Below are 19,561 nucleotides of genomic sequence, written 5' to 3'. Positions count from 1 at the left end.
GCGCTACACACAAATAATTTGGTAATCCAAACGAAAATGTTTCATAGTTGTTATTGATGTATTGGAACAATTACGGCAAGCTGGATTCCTTGAAGAACACGAACAAATCAATCGCCATGAAGTTCCGCTACGACCCTATGGGCAACCGGATCGAGAAACGATTGTACCACCTGGACGGCAGCGGATCGGTTATCCGCCAGGGTGCAACGCATTACGTGCGGGACGCGCAGGGAAATCCGTTGGCGGTATATAATCTCTTGGGCGGGGATACACTGGTGGTGAATGAGTTCAATCTCTATGGAAGCAACCGGTTGGGCATGCTTACCACATCGGATACGCTGGTATGTGCAACCTGCACCACCGCGACGGCTCCAGCTGTCTACCTGAGTCCTGCGGGAAATAAACGGTATGAGCTGAGCAATCACCTTGGAAACGTCATGACAGTCATTAGTGACAAGCCGGTTCCGATCGATACGACCAGTGATGGATTGTGGGATTATTTTAATGCTTCCGTGGTTTCTGCGACTGATTATTATCCCTTCGGGATGGGGCAACCCGGAAGAAACTTCTCTGCGACGGAATATCGGTTTGGGTTTAATGGAATTGAAAAGTTCAACGACGTGAGCGGTATCTCAGATCATTATGAATTTAGATACCGAGAGTATGATGCAAGATGCGGTAGATTTTGGTCTGTAGATCCTCTGTTTAGAAACTATCCGGATTACGCCAACTATCAGTTTGCTGGTAATAAACCGATTTGGAAGATTGATTTACTGGGGTTGAAAGAGTTTGATCCAGACGATCATTCGACTGGGAAACCAGCCAAGGATCCGACTCCTCTCCGTCCTCAACTTGCCACGGCAAAAGATAACCTTACACATATACCTGTACCAGAAGCTTTAATTAATCAATCATTACGGACGGGTATGCTTCCCGAAGCACCTATACCTGTTAAGCCTTTACCTGGAGAAGGAATAGTATACCAAACTCCAGAAATGCAACCGCCTGCATTGGATCATCAGTACTTACAATTAGCAAAGTATGATCCGGCAACAAAAGCAATGGCTGTAAGCGGAGTCATTGTAGTCGGCACTGTTTTGGGTGCAACCGTACTGCCCAATCTTCCAGCGGCATCAAGGACTATTCTTCAAGTTAAAGAGGCTGCGGAAACGGCAATTATTGGCACTAATACGCCTGTTGGACAAGTTATTTATGGAATAGGCCTTGGGGGAACACTAAAAGCTGTGAGAGAGCAAACACCTGCGCCCATGGGACCGATTACATCGGATGATGTTTACCAAGAAATGGGAGGCCAATTATTCGAATATATACATAATTGGATGAATTCAAAAAAACCGAAAATGCTCGAGCACAAATAATATTAATATGAATATTGTTATTGGAATTATAGCTGCATTCTTCATTTTAAAAGAATATAAGTCTATAGGCCCTGGTCATGTATTGGCTAAATCTATACATTTTATTGTGACAATTGCTACACTCGTAATTCATGCTGATGTATTTACAATCATAGGTAAATTAATTTCAGATAAAAATAAAACAATAGCAATTTGGAGAGATAATCTATCTTTATTAGATGGGAACGTGTTTGTAATTAATAATATAGTATATATTCCAATATCTTTATTATTGATGTCTTACGGAATTGGATTAATTTATCGATTTGATAAAGCAAGGATATACTTCTCAAAACTCACTCTTTGGTTAATTCCAGTCACGACTATTACTATATATATGCTAGCGAAGAAAGACTCAAATTTAAATAGTGCGCAATATTTTGCGATTGGTTTAGTAGCCTCTGCTCTAATCTATGGCACAGTATCTTACATATATAGGAGCAGTCTGATGAAGGAGTTTTTTAAAGTTTAGTGCAAAATAAATTTGAAATATTTCTATGCATTCGATTTAGTAGAACTGGAGGCTTTCCTAAAAACAGCTACGCTCTAAACTACTAAATTCGTAAAGGGTATGCGAAAATCAAAGTTCACAAAGGTTCAGCTTGTGGCCATCCTGTAACCCTCCCCTAATTCGGACTGCATTCGAAGTTACATCTTTTGTTGATGTGCTGTAGATGTGTTGGAAGCCATTTCAAGTATCCTCTAACAATAGAACCTCCATTACCACTACGATGCAGGTACGAACCGGCTGAACCACGTCACAGACAGGGTAAATTCGGCCAATTATGCCGAAGACCTTGATTCTCAATCGCCGAATAACTATACTTACGATGGCAACGGCAACCTGATCGGGGATGTCTCGGAGGGTTTGACGATGTATTGGAACAATTACGGCAAGCTGGATTCGTTGAAGAACACGAACAAATCAATCGCCATGAAGTTCCGCTACGACCCGATGGGCAACCGGATCGAGAAACGATTGTACCACCTGGACGGCAGCGGATCTGTTATCCGGCAGAGTGCAACGCATTACGTGCGGGACGCGCAGGGAAATCCGTTGGCGGTATATAATCTCTTGGGCGGGGATACCCTGGTGGTGAATGAGTTCAATCTCTATGGAAGCAACCGGTTGGGTATGCTTACGACTGCTGATACGCTAGTATGTGCAACCTGCACCACCGCGACGGCTCCAGCTGTCTACCTGAGTCCTGTGGGAAATAAACGCTATGAGCTGAGCAATCACCTCGGTAACGTCATGACAGTCATTAGTGACAAGCCGGTTCCGATCGATACGACCAGTGATGGATTGTGGGATTATTTCAATGCTTCCGTGGTTTCTGCGACGGATTATTATCCCTTCGGGATGGGGATGCCAGGGAGACATTTGGAAAGTAGCTCATATCGGTATGGAATTAATGGCAAAGAGATGGAAAATCAAATTTCAACGAGTTTTAGTTTCTACGATTATGGCTTAAGAATTTACGATTCCAAAGCTGGCAGACCAATATCCGTAGATCCACTATTTAAACAGTACCCGGGACTATCACAATATCAATTCTATAATAATAACCCAATATTAAATATTGACCTTGATGGTGCTGAAGGAATTCCAAATGAGTTATTTGAATCGGGTAAAAGAGCCGGAATTACAATCTTAAACAAAGCTACTTCCTATATAATTGCTAGATTGTATGAGTTTACATCTGATTATGCCGCGGAAAGGATATCAGAGAAGGTCAAAGAAAAAACAACAATAGCTCAACAGCAAGAAATTGGGACAACACTAGAATTTTTAACTGGGAAAGGACCAGACGTTAGGAACTTCGGCCCAAATGAACCAATTACACAATCCTTGAAAAATTCCAATCTTACAACTGAGGCTTTGAAGGCTTTTTATGTGGGATATCAAGACTATTTAAAGGGAAATAGAAAGAACGTGCCAACGCAGTATAGAGTTGACTTTAGCTATTTCTATCCTCTTGATGGTGACACTGGACCATTTAAAGAGTATGCAAAGGATGGATGGTCATCGGCACAGTTTACAGGAACGGCAATGTTTAATTTTTCGCTTGATATACAATCTAATATACTTAATATTCAAGTATATGATACTAAAAATGAATATTCCTTTCTTTATCATTTCCCGAACACCGATAGACATAAAAGAATAGAAAACCCAATTATGGGCGAGACAATACAGACATATGATTTTACTGTTACTATGAGAGAACTGAAATTGAGAGCAAAAGGAAACTAAAGACCAGACAAAATAGAATATGTATAAATTGAAATACATATACATTTATTTCTTGATGATACTTTTAAGTTGTCAAGCTCAATTTGATACAGAGGAACGCTTTGTTTCCACAAAAAATAGAAAAGACAGTTTGTTCATCTACAATAACGGAAACTATAAGAGATTTATTTACAATAACCAAAATATTATTAGAGATAGTGGTACATGGTTCTTACGTGAAAAGCGCTTATGGTTTAATAATTGGATTAGTCATGGCGAAACAGACAATATAATTAAAACAAGTTCAGAAACTTCTGTTGCATTTAGCTTTAAGAGTAACTATTTCGGAAAGATAGAAAACATTTACTTTGATGTAGATAATTATTACTATTATAAGAATATCGCTCATTGAGAATCAAGTATATGTAGCAATGCAGATTACTTATCCTATCGAGTTGCATATCTCATTTTTATTCGTTGAAGAACACGAACAAATCGATCGCCATGAAGTTCCGCTACGACCCGATGGGCAACCGGATCGAGAAACGATTGTCCCACCTGGACGGCAGCGGATCGGTTATCCTCCAGAGCGCAACGCATTACGTGCGGGACGCGCAGGGAAATCCGTTGGCGGTGTATGAGCTGTTGGGCGGGGATACCATCGTCCTTAGCGAGTTTAATTTATACGGCACTAATCGCCTGGGCATGCTTACCACAGCTGACACTTTGGTATGTGCAACCTGCACTACAGCGACGGCTCCATCTGTCTACCTGAGTCCTGTGGGAAATAAACGCTATGAGCTGAGCAATCACCTCGGTAACGTCATGACAGTCATCAGTGACAAGCCGGTTCCGATCGATACCACCAGTGATGGACTGTGGGATTATTTTAATGCTTCCATGGTTTCTGCGACTGATTATTATCCCTTCGGGATGGGAATGCCGGGGAGAGTATTTCAAATTAACCAAAGCAGATTTGGATTCAATGGACAAGAAATTAATAACGAAATATATCATCAATTCACACTATTAAGTTACAAGTTTCGAGAGTATAATTCATCGGTGGGACGCTTCCTTAGTCCGGATCCACTTTTTAAAGTATATCCATGGAATAGCTCATTTGCATTTGCTGAAAATTCTGTCATTGTGGGGCGAGACTTGGAAGGATGTGAATTGCAAATATCAAACATAGGTCAAATCGTAACTGGCCCTAAAAGCATCACCGTTATCAACGAAGAGAACATTAAACGCAGCCCGCAAACTGTAATGCGTTATCTTTATAAGAGCGAGAATCCTGATAAGGGAATGATGGTTGTTACAACCATGACCCTTCAAGCAACAATAGGCGCGCAAGCTGGAGTTAAGCGTGAGAAAGGCAAGTCAAGTTTCGGATTTAACTTTACACCAATAAACTTCAATTTACTGGAATTCACTGTGCAAAAAAAGCGTGAACTAAATTCTGGTAAAAGTAGTTGGTCGTTTGGGTTTGAGATATTTAATGGTGAAATTCAGAATGAAGCCTCACTTGAAATTCCTGGAAGTAGCTTTACAATATCACAATCATTTAAAATTGACTTAAACGGGAATCTGAAGCCTGCAACTACGAAAAGAAGCGTATCTCAAGATTTAAGTATTTCTAGTTTTGGCGGCGCAGAAGCCTCAGGTAATATCTCTATTGAAGGTAAGTCAAAAGTTAAAGCCGCTGCGAAAGTGGCTACACAGGTTAGTTTTATTCTTGGCGGCAAAGCGGAAACCACGACTGAAATTATTTCTACTGAATAGAGATAAAATGCGTGCATTTCTCATCATTCTAATTGCAATTATTTCCATAACAGGACTAGTAGGTTTTTGGCACTGTATTATAAATATAAAGTCTGCTTTGGACAAGTGCAACAAGCTGTTGCATCAAATGAATTCCAGTAGTTTAAATTCAGTATATCAAGATAGAAATCAGTTAATATTATTCCCCTATTATATCCAGACTAAATCTGATGACCTAGATCTAAATTTGGCAATATATCAATATAATAAATTGATTAGGAGGTCAATATATTACATAATAATTTATATTATTGTATTAGTTGCATTGAAATTAGTATTAGACATTCTAGTTTAATGAAACTAATATATTCTTTTACTATTTTGCTAATCCTGAGTTGCAATCTAAACATTGTAAATGACTCATATCAGTTAGTTAAAGTCTCGAATTATACTGCTGGTGTAAGTATTCTGACACCCAATAACTGGAAACATATATCTTCTGTTGATCCGATCATATACGCGATTGACACAAGTCAAATAAATAAAATAGGACCCGGATTTACACTTGTTGAATTAGAGGCAAACTATTCAAGAGATTCCATGATAATATTAAATCTTCAAGATTTAGGAAATAGTTTCACAGATGTAACAGAGTTAACATCAACTGAGATTGGAGATATAGTAGATTGTAAGAATGAAAACACTGAAATTGTAGTTGTATCTTATAATGTAAAACATACTAAAGTTGCAAGTGTGTTAGCATTCTACTTCGTAGAAACAGGCCATCCTAAGACATATCTACTTACATTTGTTATTGAATATGCGGAACTAAATAGGTACAACAATCTAATCAAAGAAATTGTAAAGAGTTTTAAAATTGAACCTAACTAAATATCTTTTACTTCAAAGTGACATGATGATGGAAATAACTCTATATGGATACTAGTATCTTAAGTGAAGATGTAACCCATATCATAATCCGAAAGGCACTACCGTTACAATGCCAGTAGCAGAAGACTAAATTACATGCTGGAAGAGAGAGGGGGGGCAGTTATCAAGAAGACCTTGATTCTCAATCGCCGAATAACTATACTTACGATGGCAACGGCAACCTGATCGGGGATGTCTCGGAGGGTTTGACGATGTATTGGAACAATTACGGCAAGCTGGATTCGTTGAAGAACACGAACAAATCAATCGCCATGAAGTTCCGCTACGACCCGATGGGCAACCGGATCGAGAAACGATTGTACCACCTGGACGGCAGCGGATCGGTTATTCGTCAGAGTGCCACGCACTATGTACGGGACGCTCAGGGGAATCCGTTGGCGGTATATGACCTGTTGGGTGGGGGTACCATCGTCCTTAGCGAGTTTAATTTATACGGCACTAATCGCCTGGGCATGCTTACCACATCGGATACGCTGGTATGTGCAACCTGCACCACCGCGACGGCTCCATCTGTCTACCTGAGTCATGTGGGAAATAAACGCTATGAGCTGAGCAATCACCTCGGAAACGTCATGACAATCATCAGTGACAAGCCGGTTCCGATCGATACGACCAGTGATGGATTGTGGAATTATTTTAATGCTTCCATGGTTTCTGCGACTGATTATTATCCCTTCGGGATGGGGCAACCCGGAAGGTCATTTTCTAACGCAGATTATCGGTTCGGGTTCAACACCCAAGAAAAAGTGGACGTAGTATCAGGAAGCGGAAATCACTACGCTGCACCATATTGGGAGTATGACCCAAGAACCGGAAGAAGGTGGAACTTAGACCCTGCTGGTTATCCATATCAATCCCATTATTCCGTAAACAACAATAATCCTATTTTATTCTCAGACCCATTAGGGATTTATGGTGCAAAAAGAGAGGCAAGACAAATGAGAAGTGAAGCAAAAGCTGCTGGATATAATGTGGGAAATGTATACAAAAGTGGGGATGAATATGGTTTTGCTGGAGGTAAGGATGGGGATTGGGCCCACTACTTCAAGCAGAATTATTTTGGAAAAGGCAGTGCAGAAGTGCAAGATATAAGTAATCTTTGGAGCGACCCATTATTTGAAAATCCTTTCAAACGTATTGCAGGAACACTTTCCGCAGAAAGACAAATTACAACCTTTTTCTTAGGAACAAGCGATAACAAAAAATACTTTGAACCAAGTTCAGGTTTTTCATATATGATGAAAAACTCACCAGGTGTAAGAAATGCTTTAGACAATTATTTGAATGATAAGGACAGAACAAAGACATCTTATGGTTTTAGTCCCAATACGTCAAGTATGAAAATGTTTTGGGAAACATTGCCGACTTCAATAGAAGCCCATTTGGATTTCCTAACAAACGGTAACTTAGCCCGACTTTCAGTTGGAGGGTATACAGCAATAATTACACCTACAAGCGATGAAAATATTATTCGCATTCATTTGGTGAATGATATGTCAATGGGTTCTTTGTTGCTGCATTCAAAATGGGCTTATGATAATCCGCCTAAAACAGGGCCTTTAAGCACTGTCGAGATGAAAATAGATTTAGGCTTGTTTGACATTAGTTCATTAAGAATAAAATGAGACAGCTTAGTTTAATAGGATTGTTATTTATATTTTCACGTTTATTTTCAGGGTGTAATTCCTGCGAATGTGATGATAGTAATGGGCTTGAGGGCTTCTATATCTGTAGTCGAACTGAAACAAGTGATCAGGAGTTTTTATGGCTATTTGAAAACATGTCTTATGTCCACATACTTGCTTATGATACGGTTGCTTATATCAATAGTGATAGTTGGCAAGTTGAAAAATCTAATGCGGGTATGGATTTATTTATAGCGAATAATTGGATTGCTCCTTGTGAAATTGGACGCACATATTGCTATCAAAGAATGGACCATGTAGCAAAAAACAATTTTAAAAATTACAAAGGTTCAGAAGCTCAATTGGAATTTGGTTGTTATAACGGCTTGGATGACACCTGCTATTTTCGCCTTATGGCTGCAAACGAACCAATGTATAACTATAAGCGAATAGCAGGTGAAGATCATAAAATAAATTTACAAGGTAAGCGTATAGAATTTTACGCAGCAGAAGACTCGATCGTGTTTACAGATATTGATAAATTTAGAAGTATTTTGTCAGAGAAATAAAACTTGAACAAAAATCACACCGCCTAGACTTGCAGCTTGGCCGGCGTGGTTTTATCCCTTAAGAAGGTTTTGTAAATTATCTTTTAACCGTTTTTTGGTAATGAGTGAGCCAATGATGTTGTAAAGTGATTTATTGGTTTTCCCAAAGAGTCTCGGGCAGATTCCCTTTTCACTAGCAGGCAGGCACCAACCGGCTGAACCACGTCACAGACGGGGTAAATTCGGCCAATTATGCCGAAGACCTTGATTCTCAATCGCCGAATAACTATACTTACGATGGCAACGGCAATCTGACCGGGGATGTCACGGAGGGTTTGACGATGTATTGGAACAATTACGGCAAGCTGGATTCGTTGAAGAACACGAACAAATCAATCGCCATGAAGTTCCGCTACGACCCGATGGGCAACCGGATCGAGAAACGGCTGTACCACCTGGACGGCAGCGGATCGGTTATCCGCCAGAGTGCAACGCATTACGTGCGGGACGCGCAGGGAAATCCGTTGGCGATATATAATCTCTTGGGCGGGGATACACTGGTGGTGAATGAGTTCAATCTCTATGGAAGCAACCGGTTGGGTATGCTTACGACTGCTGATACGCTAGTATGTGCAACCTGCACCACCGCGACGGCTCCATCTGTCTACCTGAGTCCTGTGGGAAATAAACGCTATGAGCTGAGCAATCACCTCGGTAACGTCATGACAGTCATCAGTGACAAGCCGGTTCCGAGCGATACGACCAGTGATGGATTGTGGGATTATTTTAATGCTTCCATGGTTTCTGCGACTGATTATTATCCCTTCGGGATGGGGATGCCTGGAAGGAATTACACAAGCAATAGTTACAAATACGGTGCTTTCGGATATGAAAAGGATGATGAAGTAAATGGGAACGAAGACATTTACACAACGGAAGCACGACCATACGACCCAAGATTAATCAGATGGTGGACTCCAGACCCTTTGTTTAAACTACAACCAGGATGGTCAACTTATAAAGCCTTTTTGTGTAATCCTATTCTATTCACTGACCCAGAAGGGGAGACTGAGTACATTACAATTATTACTAAAAATCAGAAAACAGGAGAAACAAAAATTGAAACCATGAAAGCCAATCGTGTAATGACCGATGGTGTAAAGCACATGAGAGGCCCAAGCAATGCATGGCACTATGAGAATGACTACTATGATTATGCAACCACTACGCTAAGAACAGTTGGAGCAGACGGAAAAGTAACACAAAGCTCAGCATCCACCATCCTATATGATAAGTACAAAGATTCAGACAATGTTTGGTTCGGAGGCGATGAAGCGGGAGATACAAAACCGGACAGCTGGTTAGAAGAGTATAATGATTTAACGGATTTTGGAGGATTGTTGATTTATGGTTCTGCCAGTTCTAGTAAAGATTCTCCAGGAACAAAAACAAAAGGGAAAGTGTGGGGTTCATTTGACTTTGGCGAGTTTAGTGAATATATGGGCTTGGTAAATACTTCCATCTCTTCCAAAGTGGAAAATACAATAGAATCTGAATTTTCAGGAACCAAGTTGGCTGAGCTAATGGATAAAACAAAGGAAGTGGTGGAATACAACAAAAATCAGAAGGGTGCAAGTCAATCAACTTCTGGAGTGACTTATACTTGTCCTACCTGTAATAGTGACTTCCCTGCATATGATACTGCAGGACATAACGAAAGTCTTGGTAGGGAAAGCGGTCCGTTTTTATCATTTCCAAAGGTACATTCAAGGTTGTAGCGCAACATTTAGTTAAAAGTACAACATTACCGTTAAATGCATTTTTTCATGATTTCCTCTTCGAAGACCTCGAAGGGCGACTTCCAATTGAGCGTCTTCCGAGGTCGTTCATTTAAGAGATACTGCACTTGCTTGAGTTTCTTTCGAGTAATTAAATTGAAGTCGGTGCCTTTTGGAAAGAAGTCGCGGATCAGCATATTCATGTTCTCGTTAGACCCTCGCTCCCATGGTGATCCAGGGTGACAGAAGAAAACTTTCATCCGTGTATTCTTGGCGAAGAGCTTATGCTCAGCCATCTCATGGCCCTGGTCATACGTCAGACTTTTCTTCAATTGGGCTGGTACAGACTTGAACTCTTTCTCGAAGGCCTTTCGGACACTTTCTGCATCCTTCGCTTTCAGTTTCACCAGAATTACCGCCCTGGTTTTTCGCTCTACAATGGAGCCGATAGCCGATTGATGCCGCTTTCCCATAATCAGGTCCCCTTCCCAATGACCGGGAACGGAACGGCGAAGAATGTAGTCAGGGCGCTGATCGATGCTTACCATATCCGGGATCTTCCCTCTGCGCTCAATAGTCAAGCCACGCTTACTGCGCTTCCGCTTCTTATGCCGCAGACTCTCCACTAGCTGCTTGCGTAAGTCTCCACGAGGCATCATATAGATGAACGTATAGATCGTTTCGTGCGAAATCTGCATACCTGATTCGTCTGCGAACTCTTTCCTCAAATGTCTGGAAATTTGTTCGGGAGAGTATCGCTTTTTCAGTAACCGGCGCACAGCATCAAGTAACTCGGGATTGGCATCCAGCTTCCTTGTTCTCCGCTGGGTTATGCGCCTTTCATTAGCCACCAGTTGAGCTTCTACCGCAGAATAGTACCCCTTTAACCGATCCAGCTCACGCGTTATGGCGCTGGTATGGCGGCCCAAGGTTTCAGCTATCGCCGTACAGGTAAATCCCTGGCTCAGGAGCGTCTCAATCCGGATTCGCTCCTGAAAATCAATTCGTTTGTAATTGCCCATGATGCAACATATGTTTATTTTTATGTTGCGTTAGGAACTTGAAAGTAAGAAAAGATAAGTAAGCATGTACAAGTGTTGGTTATGTATAATGGCTTATGTTGTTTTATTCGGTTGTAAGCATGTGGATAAATCACCCATTAGTATACGCCAGTGGCATTATGAAAACGGTAAGTTGATGAAAGAACAGGAATATATTAATGACAGTATTGAGCACGGAACATACCGCTATTTTTATCCCAGTGGTATATTGAAAGATTCTGCACAAATAACCCACAACAAGTTCCATGGAAAACGCTATGAATATCATGAAAATGGAAACATTTATGGCTTGTCGACTTATATCAATAATAAATACAGGAACGGAATCACATACCGCTCTGATGGCACTTTGGAATATTACAGAGCGAACAATTACCATGAAGAATTAATGTATATCATTCAATACGACAGTTTTGGGAAGCCTGAAAAATACGATGGAGACCTTATTTACAGTTGGGTACAGGAAAAGGAATATCCATTAGGAAAAGAGTTTAGCGTAGAATTACTTGTATCCGATCCCCCCAACTGTAAAACGGAGGTAACAGTAAGCGATTGGGATTTATTACAGGCGCATGCAAAAAACGAAAAAACCTACAACCCCGATGAGTTCAACCGGGTAAATTACAGCCGGCAGCAAAATCCTGAAAACGACCTGTACATCTTGCACATCGCCCGGATTCAAGATACCCTTACATCAACTACGTTGAGCGATACGTTAGTGATTAAAGTGGCTAAAGATGGAAAAAGTTCCTATACACGGAAACTTCCAAAATATTGAATTAGTCAAACCCTAACTTTTTACTTTTTATACGCAAAACTGGTTCTTTAATCCCGAAGGTAGGCATCCATCACGATAGAGAATTCAGTTTGTTTAATCATTGGCAGCTTTATTATTTCATATAGTCTTTCAAGCAAATCGATATCCATCACAAATAATGAAGATTTGCTTGAAGGCTTCCCCAAAAACAGCTACGCTCTAAACTACCAAATTCGTAAAGCGTATGCGAAAATCAAAGTTCACAGAGGTTCAGATTGTGGCCATCCTGGCGCAGTATGAACAAGGCGTTAAGGTGGCGGATATCTGCCGGGAGCACAGTATCAGCCAGCCGACGTTCTATCAATGGCAGCGGAAGTACTCGGGGATGGAAGTTTCCGAACTTAAGCGGCTCAAGGAGATGGAACAGGAACTGGCGCAGTTCAAACGAATCGTGGCCGACCTGACCCTTCAAAACCGGGTGCTAAAGGATGTGATCGAAAAAAAGTTGTAGGGCCTGCCCAAAGGCGAGAGCTGGTAGGCTATGCCTTGGCCAACTACAAGGAACTAAGCCTGCGGCAGGCCTGTGACCTGTTACAGATCAGCACTTCGGTTTACCGCTACCAGCCCCGGAAGAAGGAGGCCGATGCAGCGGTGTACGATCAGTTGGTTGACATGGCAGCTAAATGGCCCACCTGGGGCTATTGGAAGCTTAACAGTCGTCTACGGATGGAGGGCTGTACGATCAATCACAAGCGTGTTTACCGGCTATACAAAGAGGCCCGCCTGCTTCTTAGGCGCAGGACCCGTAAGCGTGTCCCGGAGCGCGTCAAACAACCCTTGTTTCAACCCCTGATGCCGAACCTGAACTGGAGCATGGATTTTATGCGGGATACCCTGTGGATCGGTAAACCCTTCCGCACCTTTAACATCATGGATGATTTTAACCGCGAGGCGCTCAACATAACCGTGGCAAAAAGCATCACCAGCGAACGCGTGATGAAGGAACTGAATCAACTGGCAGAATGGCGGGGACTACCCGTGTCGATCCGCGTCGACAACGGGCCTGAGTTCATTGCGCAGGCACTTAAGGACTGGTGCGAGGATCCTGCACGCAACATCGAGCTGAACTTTATCCAAAAAGGCAAACCCAGCCAAAACGGCTACATTGAACGACTGAACAAGACCTTCCGGGAGGACATTCTGGACGCTTATCAATTTGAAGAACTCCCCCAGGTACAGCAGTACGCTCATCGCTGGATGTGGATGTACAACAACGAACGACCGCACGAATCACTCAACGAACTACCACCAACACAGTTCCTGTTGAAATATGGAAAACTCCATCCACACCCGCGAGGCTATACCGAGTTTCCCACATTTCAACAGGACACTAATACCGACATCAATTTATATCTTTGAGTGTGGCTGAAAAGGGGAAGCCTTCAGTTCAGCCGGTTCGTACCTGCGTCGTAGTGGTAATGGAGGCCCTATTGCTAAAGGATAACTGAAGTTGAAGGCTTCCCTATTTCAGCTACACTCAAATATATAAAAAGTTGTCTGTGTTAATGTCCTGTTGAAATGTGGGAAACTCGGTATAGCCCCGTGGGTGGGGATGGAGTTTTCCATATTTCAACAGGAAGTGGGTTGGCGGAAGATTGTTGAGCGACTCGTGGGGTCTTTCGTTGTTGTACATCCACATCCATTCATAGGCGAACGCCTGAGCCTGAGAGACTTCTTCGAACTGGTAGGAGTCCAAGATATCTTCCCGGAAGGTTTTGTTCAACCGTTCAATGTATCCGTTCTGGCTCGGCTTTCCCTTTTCAATGAAGATCAGCTCGATATTCCTGGAAGGATGCTCGCACCATTCCTTCAGCGCCTGTGCAATGAACTCCGGGCCGTTGTCCACGCGTATGGAAGACGGCAGGCCCCGCCACTGGGTCAGTTCTGTCAGCTCCTTTACGACCCGTTCACTGGTAATGCTTTTGGATATGGTGATGTTAAGGGCCTCCCGGTTGAAGTCATCGATGATGTTGAACGTCCGGAAGGGTTTTCCGATCCAGAGCGTATCGCGCATGAAGTCCATGCTCCAGTTCAGATTAGGGACCAATGGCTGAAGCAAGGGCTGTTTGATACGGGCCGGAACACGTTTGTGGGTTCTGCGACGCAGGTGTAACCGGGCTTCCTTGTAGAGCCGATAAACACGCTTATGATTCAGTTTACTACCCTCCAGCCTTAGCCGGTGGTTCAGCTTCCAAAACCCCCAGGTAGGCCACTTTTCTGCCATACCGACCAGGCGATCATAAACCGCACTATCATCCGCGCGTTTGAGCGGATGATAGCAGTAGACCGAACTGCTGATATTGAAGATGCGACAGGCCTGCCGCAGACTCAGATCCTTGTATCTGGACCTGGCATAATCCACCAGCTCCCGCTTCTGTGCAGGCCTCAGAGCTTTTTTTCGATCGCATCCTTTAATACCCGGTTCTGCAGGGTCAGATCCGCCACAATTCGTTTAAACTGGGCCAGCTCCTGCTCCATTTCCTTGAGTCGCTTCAACTCGGAGATTTCCATACCGGAATACTTCCGATCTACAGCACATTAACTAAAAATGTAACTTCGAATGCAGTCCGAATTAGGGGAGGGATACAACATAACATCACTTATTTATCTCTAATATTATCTTCTCTCTTAATATATTAACATCTAATATTATTGAATCTAAACGATCAATTAAATATTTAATATCGGATTCTTTTTTTAAGTACACAAATGTTCCATTAATAATTTGCCTTTCATCATATTTTAAACGATTATAAAGTAATACGTAATTAAGCGGGTTATTAATAACTGCATATGGAATAATGCTTGCTACATATTCTCTAAGTTCAATGTTGTACATTTCGCTCAAATACAGACTAATCAAGAAGCTTAAACTATTAATATCTGATTTACTTCTTTCATAGCAGGAGTCAATAAGATGGAATAATAAGTTCTGCTGAAAATCATTTTTAGGAAAATAACATTCCCTTACTTTATCAATAGTGTTTATTCTCATTAAATATATCAAGGAATCGTAATTTGATTTAGGGGCATTAGTTAAATATATTATTTGTTTTTCAATCAATAAATTGATATCGCAGCTATCTATTTTAGAAAATGATTTGATTGGATTTAATAGTATTAGGATTGCAGAAAATGCAAAAACATGATCTATTTTGTTTGCCATATCGATAAAGTATTACGCTGCTGGTTATCAAGCTTAATTTCAGATCCTTCATTAGTTGGTAAACTTTGTCTATACAATAATAGCTTCGTTTCAAGTACCTGTTTTAAATTTTCTTGCGACGAAGGATTTCGCATTATAATCACCGTCCCGGTACTATTTCCTGTTGTTTGATTAGTATTTGTCCAATTAAAATTGCCAAAAAAAGCTTCCGCATCGGAGGGGTGAATTGTTGGACAACCTTCTGATCCTCTATTTTGTCTATTTAGTCCAGCGGGGTCATCTTCTGGTGGAACACCAGAATGAATATTTACATAGATCATTGTAATATCATTCCCATTAGGGTCAGTGCCAGGAGCTTCACGAACTCCTCTTTCATTGACAATATTTAACCCTTTCTTTGTGCCGCCCTTATGTCCGGCTTTATTATTGTAATTATATTCTCCTGACTGAACAGTGTTATGCCTAGAAGCGTCGTTAGGAAAAGTGCTCCCTGAGTAGTGACCAACTACGTTGCCGTCTTTAACAATATACACATCCGCTGTATAAACCCTCTTATTATCGGGATTTCCTTGTTGGTCTAAGAAGTATGCTGAATCGCTTCCGAAAGGATCAACAAAAGAAATAGGATTGTTTGCAAAAACTGCGTAGCCACTTTCCCATGACTTTACCACAGGGTCAATATTCCATCTTCGTATTAATCGCGTGTCATATTCCCAAAATAAAGCGGTGTTGTGATTACCGCTACCTGCTATTTCACCCACCTTCTCCTGACTGTTAAAACCAAACCGATAATCTGCACTAGAAAACGACCTTCCGGGTTGCCCCATCCCGAAGGGATAATAATCAGTCGCAGAAACCATGGAAGCATTAAAATAATCCCACAATCCATCACTGGTCGTATCGCTCGGAACCGGCTTGTCACTGATGACTGTCATGACGTTACCGAGGTGATTGCTCAGCTCATAGCGTTTATTTCCCACAGGACTCAGGTAGACAGATGGAGCCGTCGCGGTGGTGCAGGTTGCACATACTAGCGTATCAGCAGTCGTAAGCATACCCAACCGGTTGCTTCCATAGAGATTGAACTCATTCACCACCAGGGTATCCCCGCCCAAGAGATTATATACCGCCAACGGATTTCCCTGCGCGTCCCGCACGTAATGCGTTGCACTCTGCCGGATAACCGATCCGCTGCCGTCCAGGTGGTACAATCGTTTCTCGATCCGGTTGCCCATCGGGTCGTAGCGGAACTTCATGGCGATTGATTTGTTCGTGTTCTTCAACGAATCCAGCTTGCCGTAATTGTTCCAATACATCGTCAAACCCTCCGTGACATCCCCGATCAGGTTGCCGTTGCCATCGTAAGTATAGTTATTCGGCGATTGAGAATCAAGGTCTTCGGCATAATTGGCCGAATTCACCCCGTCTGTGACGTGGTTCAGCCGGTTCGTGCCTGCATCGTAGTGGTAATGGAGGCCCTATTGCTAAAGGATATTTGAAATGGCTTCCATCATATATATAGCGCATTTCAAAAAATGTTGCTTCGAATGATGTACGAATTAGAAAAGTTTGCTCTCTTAGCTAGATTTTTGGGGAAATATAAATAAATTTATTTCTAATCTGATAGTCCCTTATTTTAGACTTTCAACATATGATACACTTCGAATTAGTTTTTTTGAATCATCTTCATTCACTCTAAATGTGCCATTGTATACGGACACAACATTTAATGCAAACTCATACTTACTACTCTCTACCTTTTTCAGGGTATACTTGAATTGTAACTTCTCCAGTGGTTGCAATTCCTTTTGATTCACAAACATATTAAATATATATTCGTTATTGTTGTAAGATATTAATATAGGTTTCCCCATTAATTCTAGATGTAGCGATAATTTTTCGTTAAAGTACAACAAGGATTTAATAACAATCTCTTCATTATCCTGAGCAAATATTTTACTGCTCATTGTAATGGTATAGATGAGTAAAATAATAAATATATGTCTCATGCATCTTACTTTATCAGCGGTAGAACTTCATTATTATTACTTTTATGACTTCGCGTTTTACCATGCTGTCCAACACCTGTTTCCAATGGACTCTGTAAAGATTGTAACAAAGTATTTGTAAATTGAATTGCCCAATCGCTTCTTTGCTGCTTAGTCATTGCATCAAACTTAATACCATTAAACTCTCCATTAAACTCTGTCATTATTGTATTTACTATAGCATGACCAAACTCGTGTAGTGTAGCATGATCATCGCCAAAAATTCTAGTTCCAGCTTCCGTTTCCAAAGAAATTCCGTTTGATATTAGCTTCGGCGTAATAACAATCTCATTGGATGATGGAGTGACGGCTAAAATCAATGGCAAATTGCCTAACTCATTATTTCCTATACTCTTTGACGAACTATAACTAAATGTCATTGCCTCTCCATCATTAACTATGCCTCCGATTTGCAAATTGCCTTCAGCATCAATGCGGGCAGATGTATATGAGTTTACCGTAATTAATGTTTGAGTTGTAGATTTGACTAATATTTCGTTGATATAGTGAAATATAAGCGTTTGCTGTGGTGTTATATCTTTAGGTAAAACGCCACTGTGAATTAGTACATTATTGACAAAACTAAAACCATGCTGGTTACCAAAAGCATAGTTAAGTGTTCTTAATACTAGAGCTTGTGAAGCAGAGGAATATGCCTTTACTTCCATACCATCGGGATCAATAAAGAGGATGGGGCTATTTGATGAATAAGAATAAGGAGAAGTATCAGGAAACTTGCTCGCCTTAAAATCTGGCTTATTTGATATTCCCAATCTTACATCTAACCATCGATCACCTAAGTCTACCCGATTACCTGTCCCTGTAACTTCTTTTAGAATTTCGTGGGATCCAAAACCATAGTTATAATTATCAGCATATAAGACTCTTCCCGGCATCCCCATCCCGAAGGGATAATAATCAGTCGCAGAAATCATGGAAGCATTAAAATAATCCCACAATCCATCACTGGTCGTATCGATCGGAACCGGCTTGTCACTGATGACTGTCATGACGTTACCGAGGTGATTACTCAGCTCATAGCGTTTATTTCCCACAGGACTCAGGTAGACAGATGGAGCCGTCGCGGTGGTGCAGGTTGCACATACTAACGTATCCGCTGTGGTCAGCATGCCCAGGCGATTAGTGCCGTATAAATTAAACTCGCTAAGGACAATGGTATCTCCGCCCAAGAGATCATATACCGCCAACGGATTTCCCTGCGCGTCCCGTACATAGTGCGTGGCGCTCTGACGAATAACCGATCCGCTGCCGTCCAGATGGTACAATCGTTTCTCGATCCGGTTGCCCATCGGGTCGTAGCGGAACTTCATGGCGATTGATTTGTTCGTGTTCTTCAACGAATCCAGCTTGCCGTAATTGTTCCAATACATCGTCAAACCCTCCGAGACATCCCCGGTCAGGTTGCCGTTGCCATCGTAAGTATAGTTATTCGGCGATTGAGAATCAAGGTCTTCGGCATAATTGGCCGAATTTACCCCGTCTGTGACGTGGTTCAGCCGGTTCGTGCCTGCATCGTAGTGGTAATGGAGGCTGTCCATATCCAGGACCATGGGTGCTTCGTCCACCCCATTTCTGAGGTATTCCAGGATATTCCCGTTAGGATCATACGACAAGCCTTCATCGTAACGCTTGTCCTGCGTCCCTCCGGTCACGAAGAGGTTGTCGGCCCGGTTCCACCAATTGTGATAGGTTTGTTTACCCACCAGCCGGTTCAGCTGGTCGTACCGGTATGAATATTTGTATAGTGAGTTCCCTCGTTGAAGTTGCCGGCCACCGGTGAAACTTGTCCGATCGGCTCGTAGTCGCCATCGTGATAACCCAGCGAATAGGAGAACGCATCACGTCCGAATTGCGGATTGGCTGAGCCAGTAGGCAAGTAGGAACGGGACGAAGTAAAACCATCCGAGGAAGTGGCTTCTAAAATTGCCGATGTGCTGGAGGTGAGCTTGGATTTCCTGCTCGGTAAAACTTCCGTGGAGCTGGATAAGAAAACCCTAAAACGCCTGCAGGATGTTCAGAAGCTGAACGAAGCGGACAAGGCGCACGTCTTTGAGATGGTGGATGCTTTCCTCAGAGACAGGAAAATGAAAAAGGCGTATTCGGAATAAGGAAAAATTCCGGACAGGCCAGT

The 19,561-nt window shown here is 42.0% G+C and carries 20 protein-coding genes and 1 pseudogene; 14 read left to right on the top strand and 7 right to left on the bottom strand.

The window, feature by feature from the left end; genetic code table 11:
• The first annotated feature begins 116 nt into the window (after positions 1–116).
• From IPJ96_14660 to IPJ96_14620, 9 genes are all read left to right on the top strand, one after another.
• The gene (locus tag IPJ96_14660; GenBank protein ID MBK7911557.1) at positions 117–1,379 is read left to right on the top strand and encodes a hypothetical protein; all 1,263 of its coding nucleotides are present in this window, start codon (positions 117–119) and stop codon (positions 1,377–1,379) included.
• A gap of 7 nt (positions 1,380–1,386) precedes the next feature.
• The gene (locus IPJ96_14655; protein ID MBK7911556.1) at positions 1,387–1,890 is read left to right on the top strand and encodes a hypothetical protein; all 504 of its coding nucleotides are present in this window, start codon (positions 1,387–1,389) and stop codon (positions 1,888–1,890) included.
• A gap of 462 nt (positions 1,891–2,352) precedes the next feature.
• Positions 2,353–3,675 carry a hypothetical protein gene (locus IPJ96_14650; GenBank protein ID MBK7911555.1) on the top strand — a complete coding sequence of 441 codons (1,323 nt, stop codon included), beginning with the start codon at positions 2,353–2,355 and terminating at the stop codon, positions 3,673–3,675.
• Between the two features lie 55 nt (positions 3,676–3,730).
• Positions 3,731–4,066, top strand: coding sequence for a hypothetical protein (locus IPJ96_14645; protein MBK7911554.1), 336 nt, complete (start codon positions 3,731–3,733; stop codon positions 4,064–4,066).
• A gap of 92 nt (positions 4,067–4,158) precedes the next feature.
• On the top strand, positions 4,159–5,436 hold the full coding sequence (locus IPJ96_14640) for a hypothetical protein (protein ID MBK7911553.1): 1,278 nt from the start codon (positions 4,159–4,161) through the stop codon (positions 5,434–5,436).
• Positions 5,437–5,769: 333 nt separating this feature from the next.
• Entirely contained in the window at positions 5,770–6,306 is a 537-nt protein-coding gene (locus IPJ96_14635; protein MBK7911552.1) for a hypothetical protein, read from the top strand.
• 311 nt (positions 6,307–6,617) lie between these two features.
• Entirely contained in the window at positions 6,618–7,991 is a 1,374-nt protein-coding gene (locus IPJ96_14630; GenBank protein MBK7911551.1) for a hypothetical protein, read from the top strand.
• Positions 7,988–8,560, top strand: coding sequence for a hypothetical protein (locus IPJ96_14625; protein MBK7911550.1), 573 nt, complete (start codon positions 7,988–7,990; stop codon positions 8,558–8,560). Before IPJ96_14630 ends, IPJ96_14625 begins: the two co-directional genes overlap by 4 nt.
• Before the next feature lie 380 nt (positions 8,561–8,940).
• Positions 8,941–10,317: a hypothetical protein gene (locus IPJ96_14620; GenBank protein MBK7911549.1), complete on the top strand. Its 1,377-nt coding sequence runs from the start codon at positions 8,941–8,943 to the stop codon at positions 10,315–10,317.
• A 32-nt stretch (positions 10,318–10,349) separates the two neighbouring features.
• Here IPJ96_14620 and IPJ96_14615 read toward each other — a convergent pair whose 3' ends face one another.
• The gene (locus IPJ96_14615) at positions 10,350–11,339 is read right to left on the bottom strand and encodes an IS30 family transposase (protein MBK7911548.1); all 990 of its coding nucleotides are present in this window, start codon (positions 11,337–11,339) and stop codon (positions 10,350–10,352) included.
• A gap of 64 nt (positions 11,340–11,403) precedes the next feature.
• On the opposite strand from IPJ96_14615, the pseudogene IPJ96_14610 reads away from it, so the two are divergent.
• From IPJ96_14610 to IPJ96_14595, 4 genes and pseudogenes are all read left to right on the top strand, one after another.
• Positions 11,404–11,538: pseudogene (locus IPJ96_14610) on the top strand (hypothetical protein).
• Positions 11,515–12,156, top strand: coding sequence for a hypothetical protein (locus IPJ96_14605; protein ID MBK7911547.1), 642 nt, complete (start codon positions 11,515–11,517; stop codon positions 12,154–12,156). The pseudogene IPJ96_14610 and the gene IPJ96_14605 overlap by 24 nt, the downstream one beginning before the upstream one ends.
• Positions 12,157–12,379: 223 nt before the next feature.
• The gene (locus tag IPJ96_14600) at positions 12,380–12,646 is read left to right on the top strand and encodes a transposase (protein ID MBK7911546.1); all 267 of its coding nucleotides are present in this window, start codon (positions 12,380–12,382) and stop codon (positions 12,644–12,646) included.
• 35 nt (positions 12,647–12,681) lie between these two features.
• A complete protein-coding gene (locus tag IPJ96_14595) occupies positions 12,682–13,554 on the top strand; it encodes an IS3 family transposase (protein MBK7911545.1) in 873 nt (290 codons plus the stop codon).
• Between the two features lie 118 nt (positions 13,555–13,672).
• On the opposite strand, the gene IPJ96_14590 is transcribed toward IPJ96_14595, so the two are convergent.
• The 6 genes from IPJ96_14590 to IPJ96_14565 form a co-directional block, all read right to left on the bottom strand.
• A complete protein-coding gene (locus IPJ96_14590) occupies positions 13,673–14,557 on the bottom strand; it encodes an IS3 family transposase (protein MBK7911544.1) in 885 nt (294 codons plus the stop codon).
• Positions 14,558–14,791: 234 nt separating this feature from the next.
• The gene (locus IPJ96_14585) at positions 14,792–15,361 is read right to left on the bottom strand and encodes a hypothetical protein (protein MBK7911543.1); all 570 of its coding nucleotides are present in this window, start codon (positions 15,359–15,361) and stop codon (positions 14,792–14,794) included.
• Entirely contained in the window at positions 15,346–16,782 is a 1,437-nt protein-coding gene (locus tag IPJ96_14580) for a hypothetical protein (GenBank protein MBK7911542.1), read from the bottom strand. Before IPJ96_14580 ends, IPJ96_14585 begins: the two co-directional genes overlap by 16 nt.
• A 210-nt stretch (positions 16,783–16,992) precedes the next feature.
• Complete coding sequence (locus IPJ96_14575; protein MBK7911541.1) at positions 16,993–17,328, bottom strand: hypothetical protein; 336 nt, start codon at positions 17,326–17,328, stop codon at positions 16,993–16,995.
• Between the two features lie 47 nt (positions 17,329–17,375).
• Positions 17,376–19,133, bottom strand: a complete 1,758-nt coding sequence (locus IPJ96_14570; protein MBK7911540.1) for a hypothetical protein — start codon at positions 19,131–19,133, stop codon at positions 17,376–17,378.
• A gap of 8 nt (positions 19,134–19,141) precedes the next feature.
• Positions 19,142–19,306: a hypothetical protein gene (locus IPJ96_14565; GenBank protein ID MBK7911539.1), complete on the bottom strand. Its 165-nt coding sequence runs from the start codon at positions 19,304–19,306 to the stop codon at positions 19,142–19,144.
• Between the two features lie 34 nt (positions 19,307–19,340).
• On the opposite strand from IPJ96_14565, the gene IPJ96_14560 reads away from it, so the two are divergent.
• The gene (locus IPJ96_14560) at positions 19,341–19,538 is read left to right on the top strand and encodes a hypothetical protein (GenBank protein ID MBK7911538.1); all 198 of its coding nucleotides are present in this window, start codon (positions 19,341–19,343) and stop codon (positions 19,536–19,538) included.
• Positions 19,539–19,561 lie beyond the last annotated feature (23 nt).

Source organism: Bacteroidota bacterium (assembly GCA_016713765.1).
In the GTDB taxonomy this organism is placed as follows: domain Bacteria; phylum Bacteroidota; class Bacteroidia; order AKYH767-A; family 2013-40CM-41-45; genus Pollutiaquabacter; species Pollutiaquabacter aromativorans.
The sequence above is the reverse complement of the archived record's forward strand: the minus strand, read 5'-3'. Positions and strand labels throughout refer to the sequence as shown.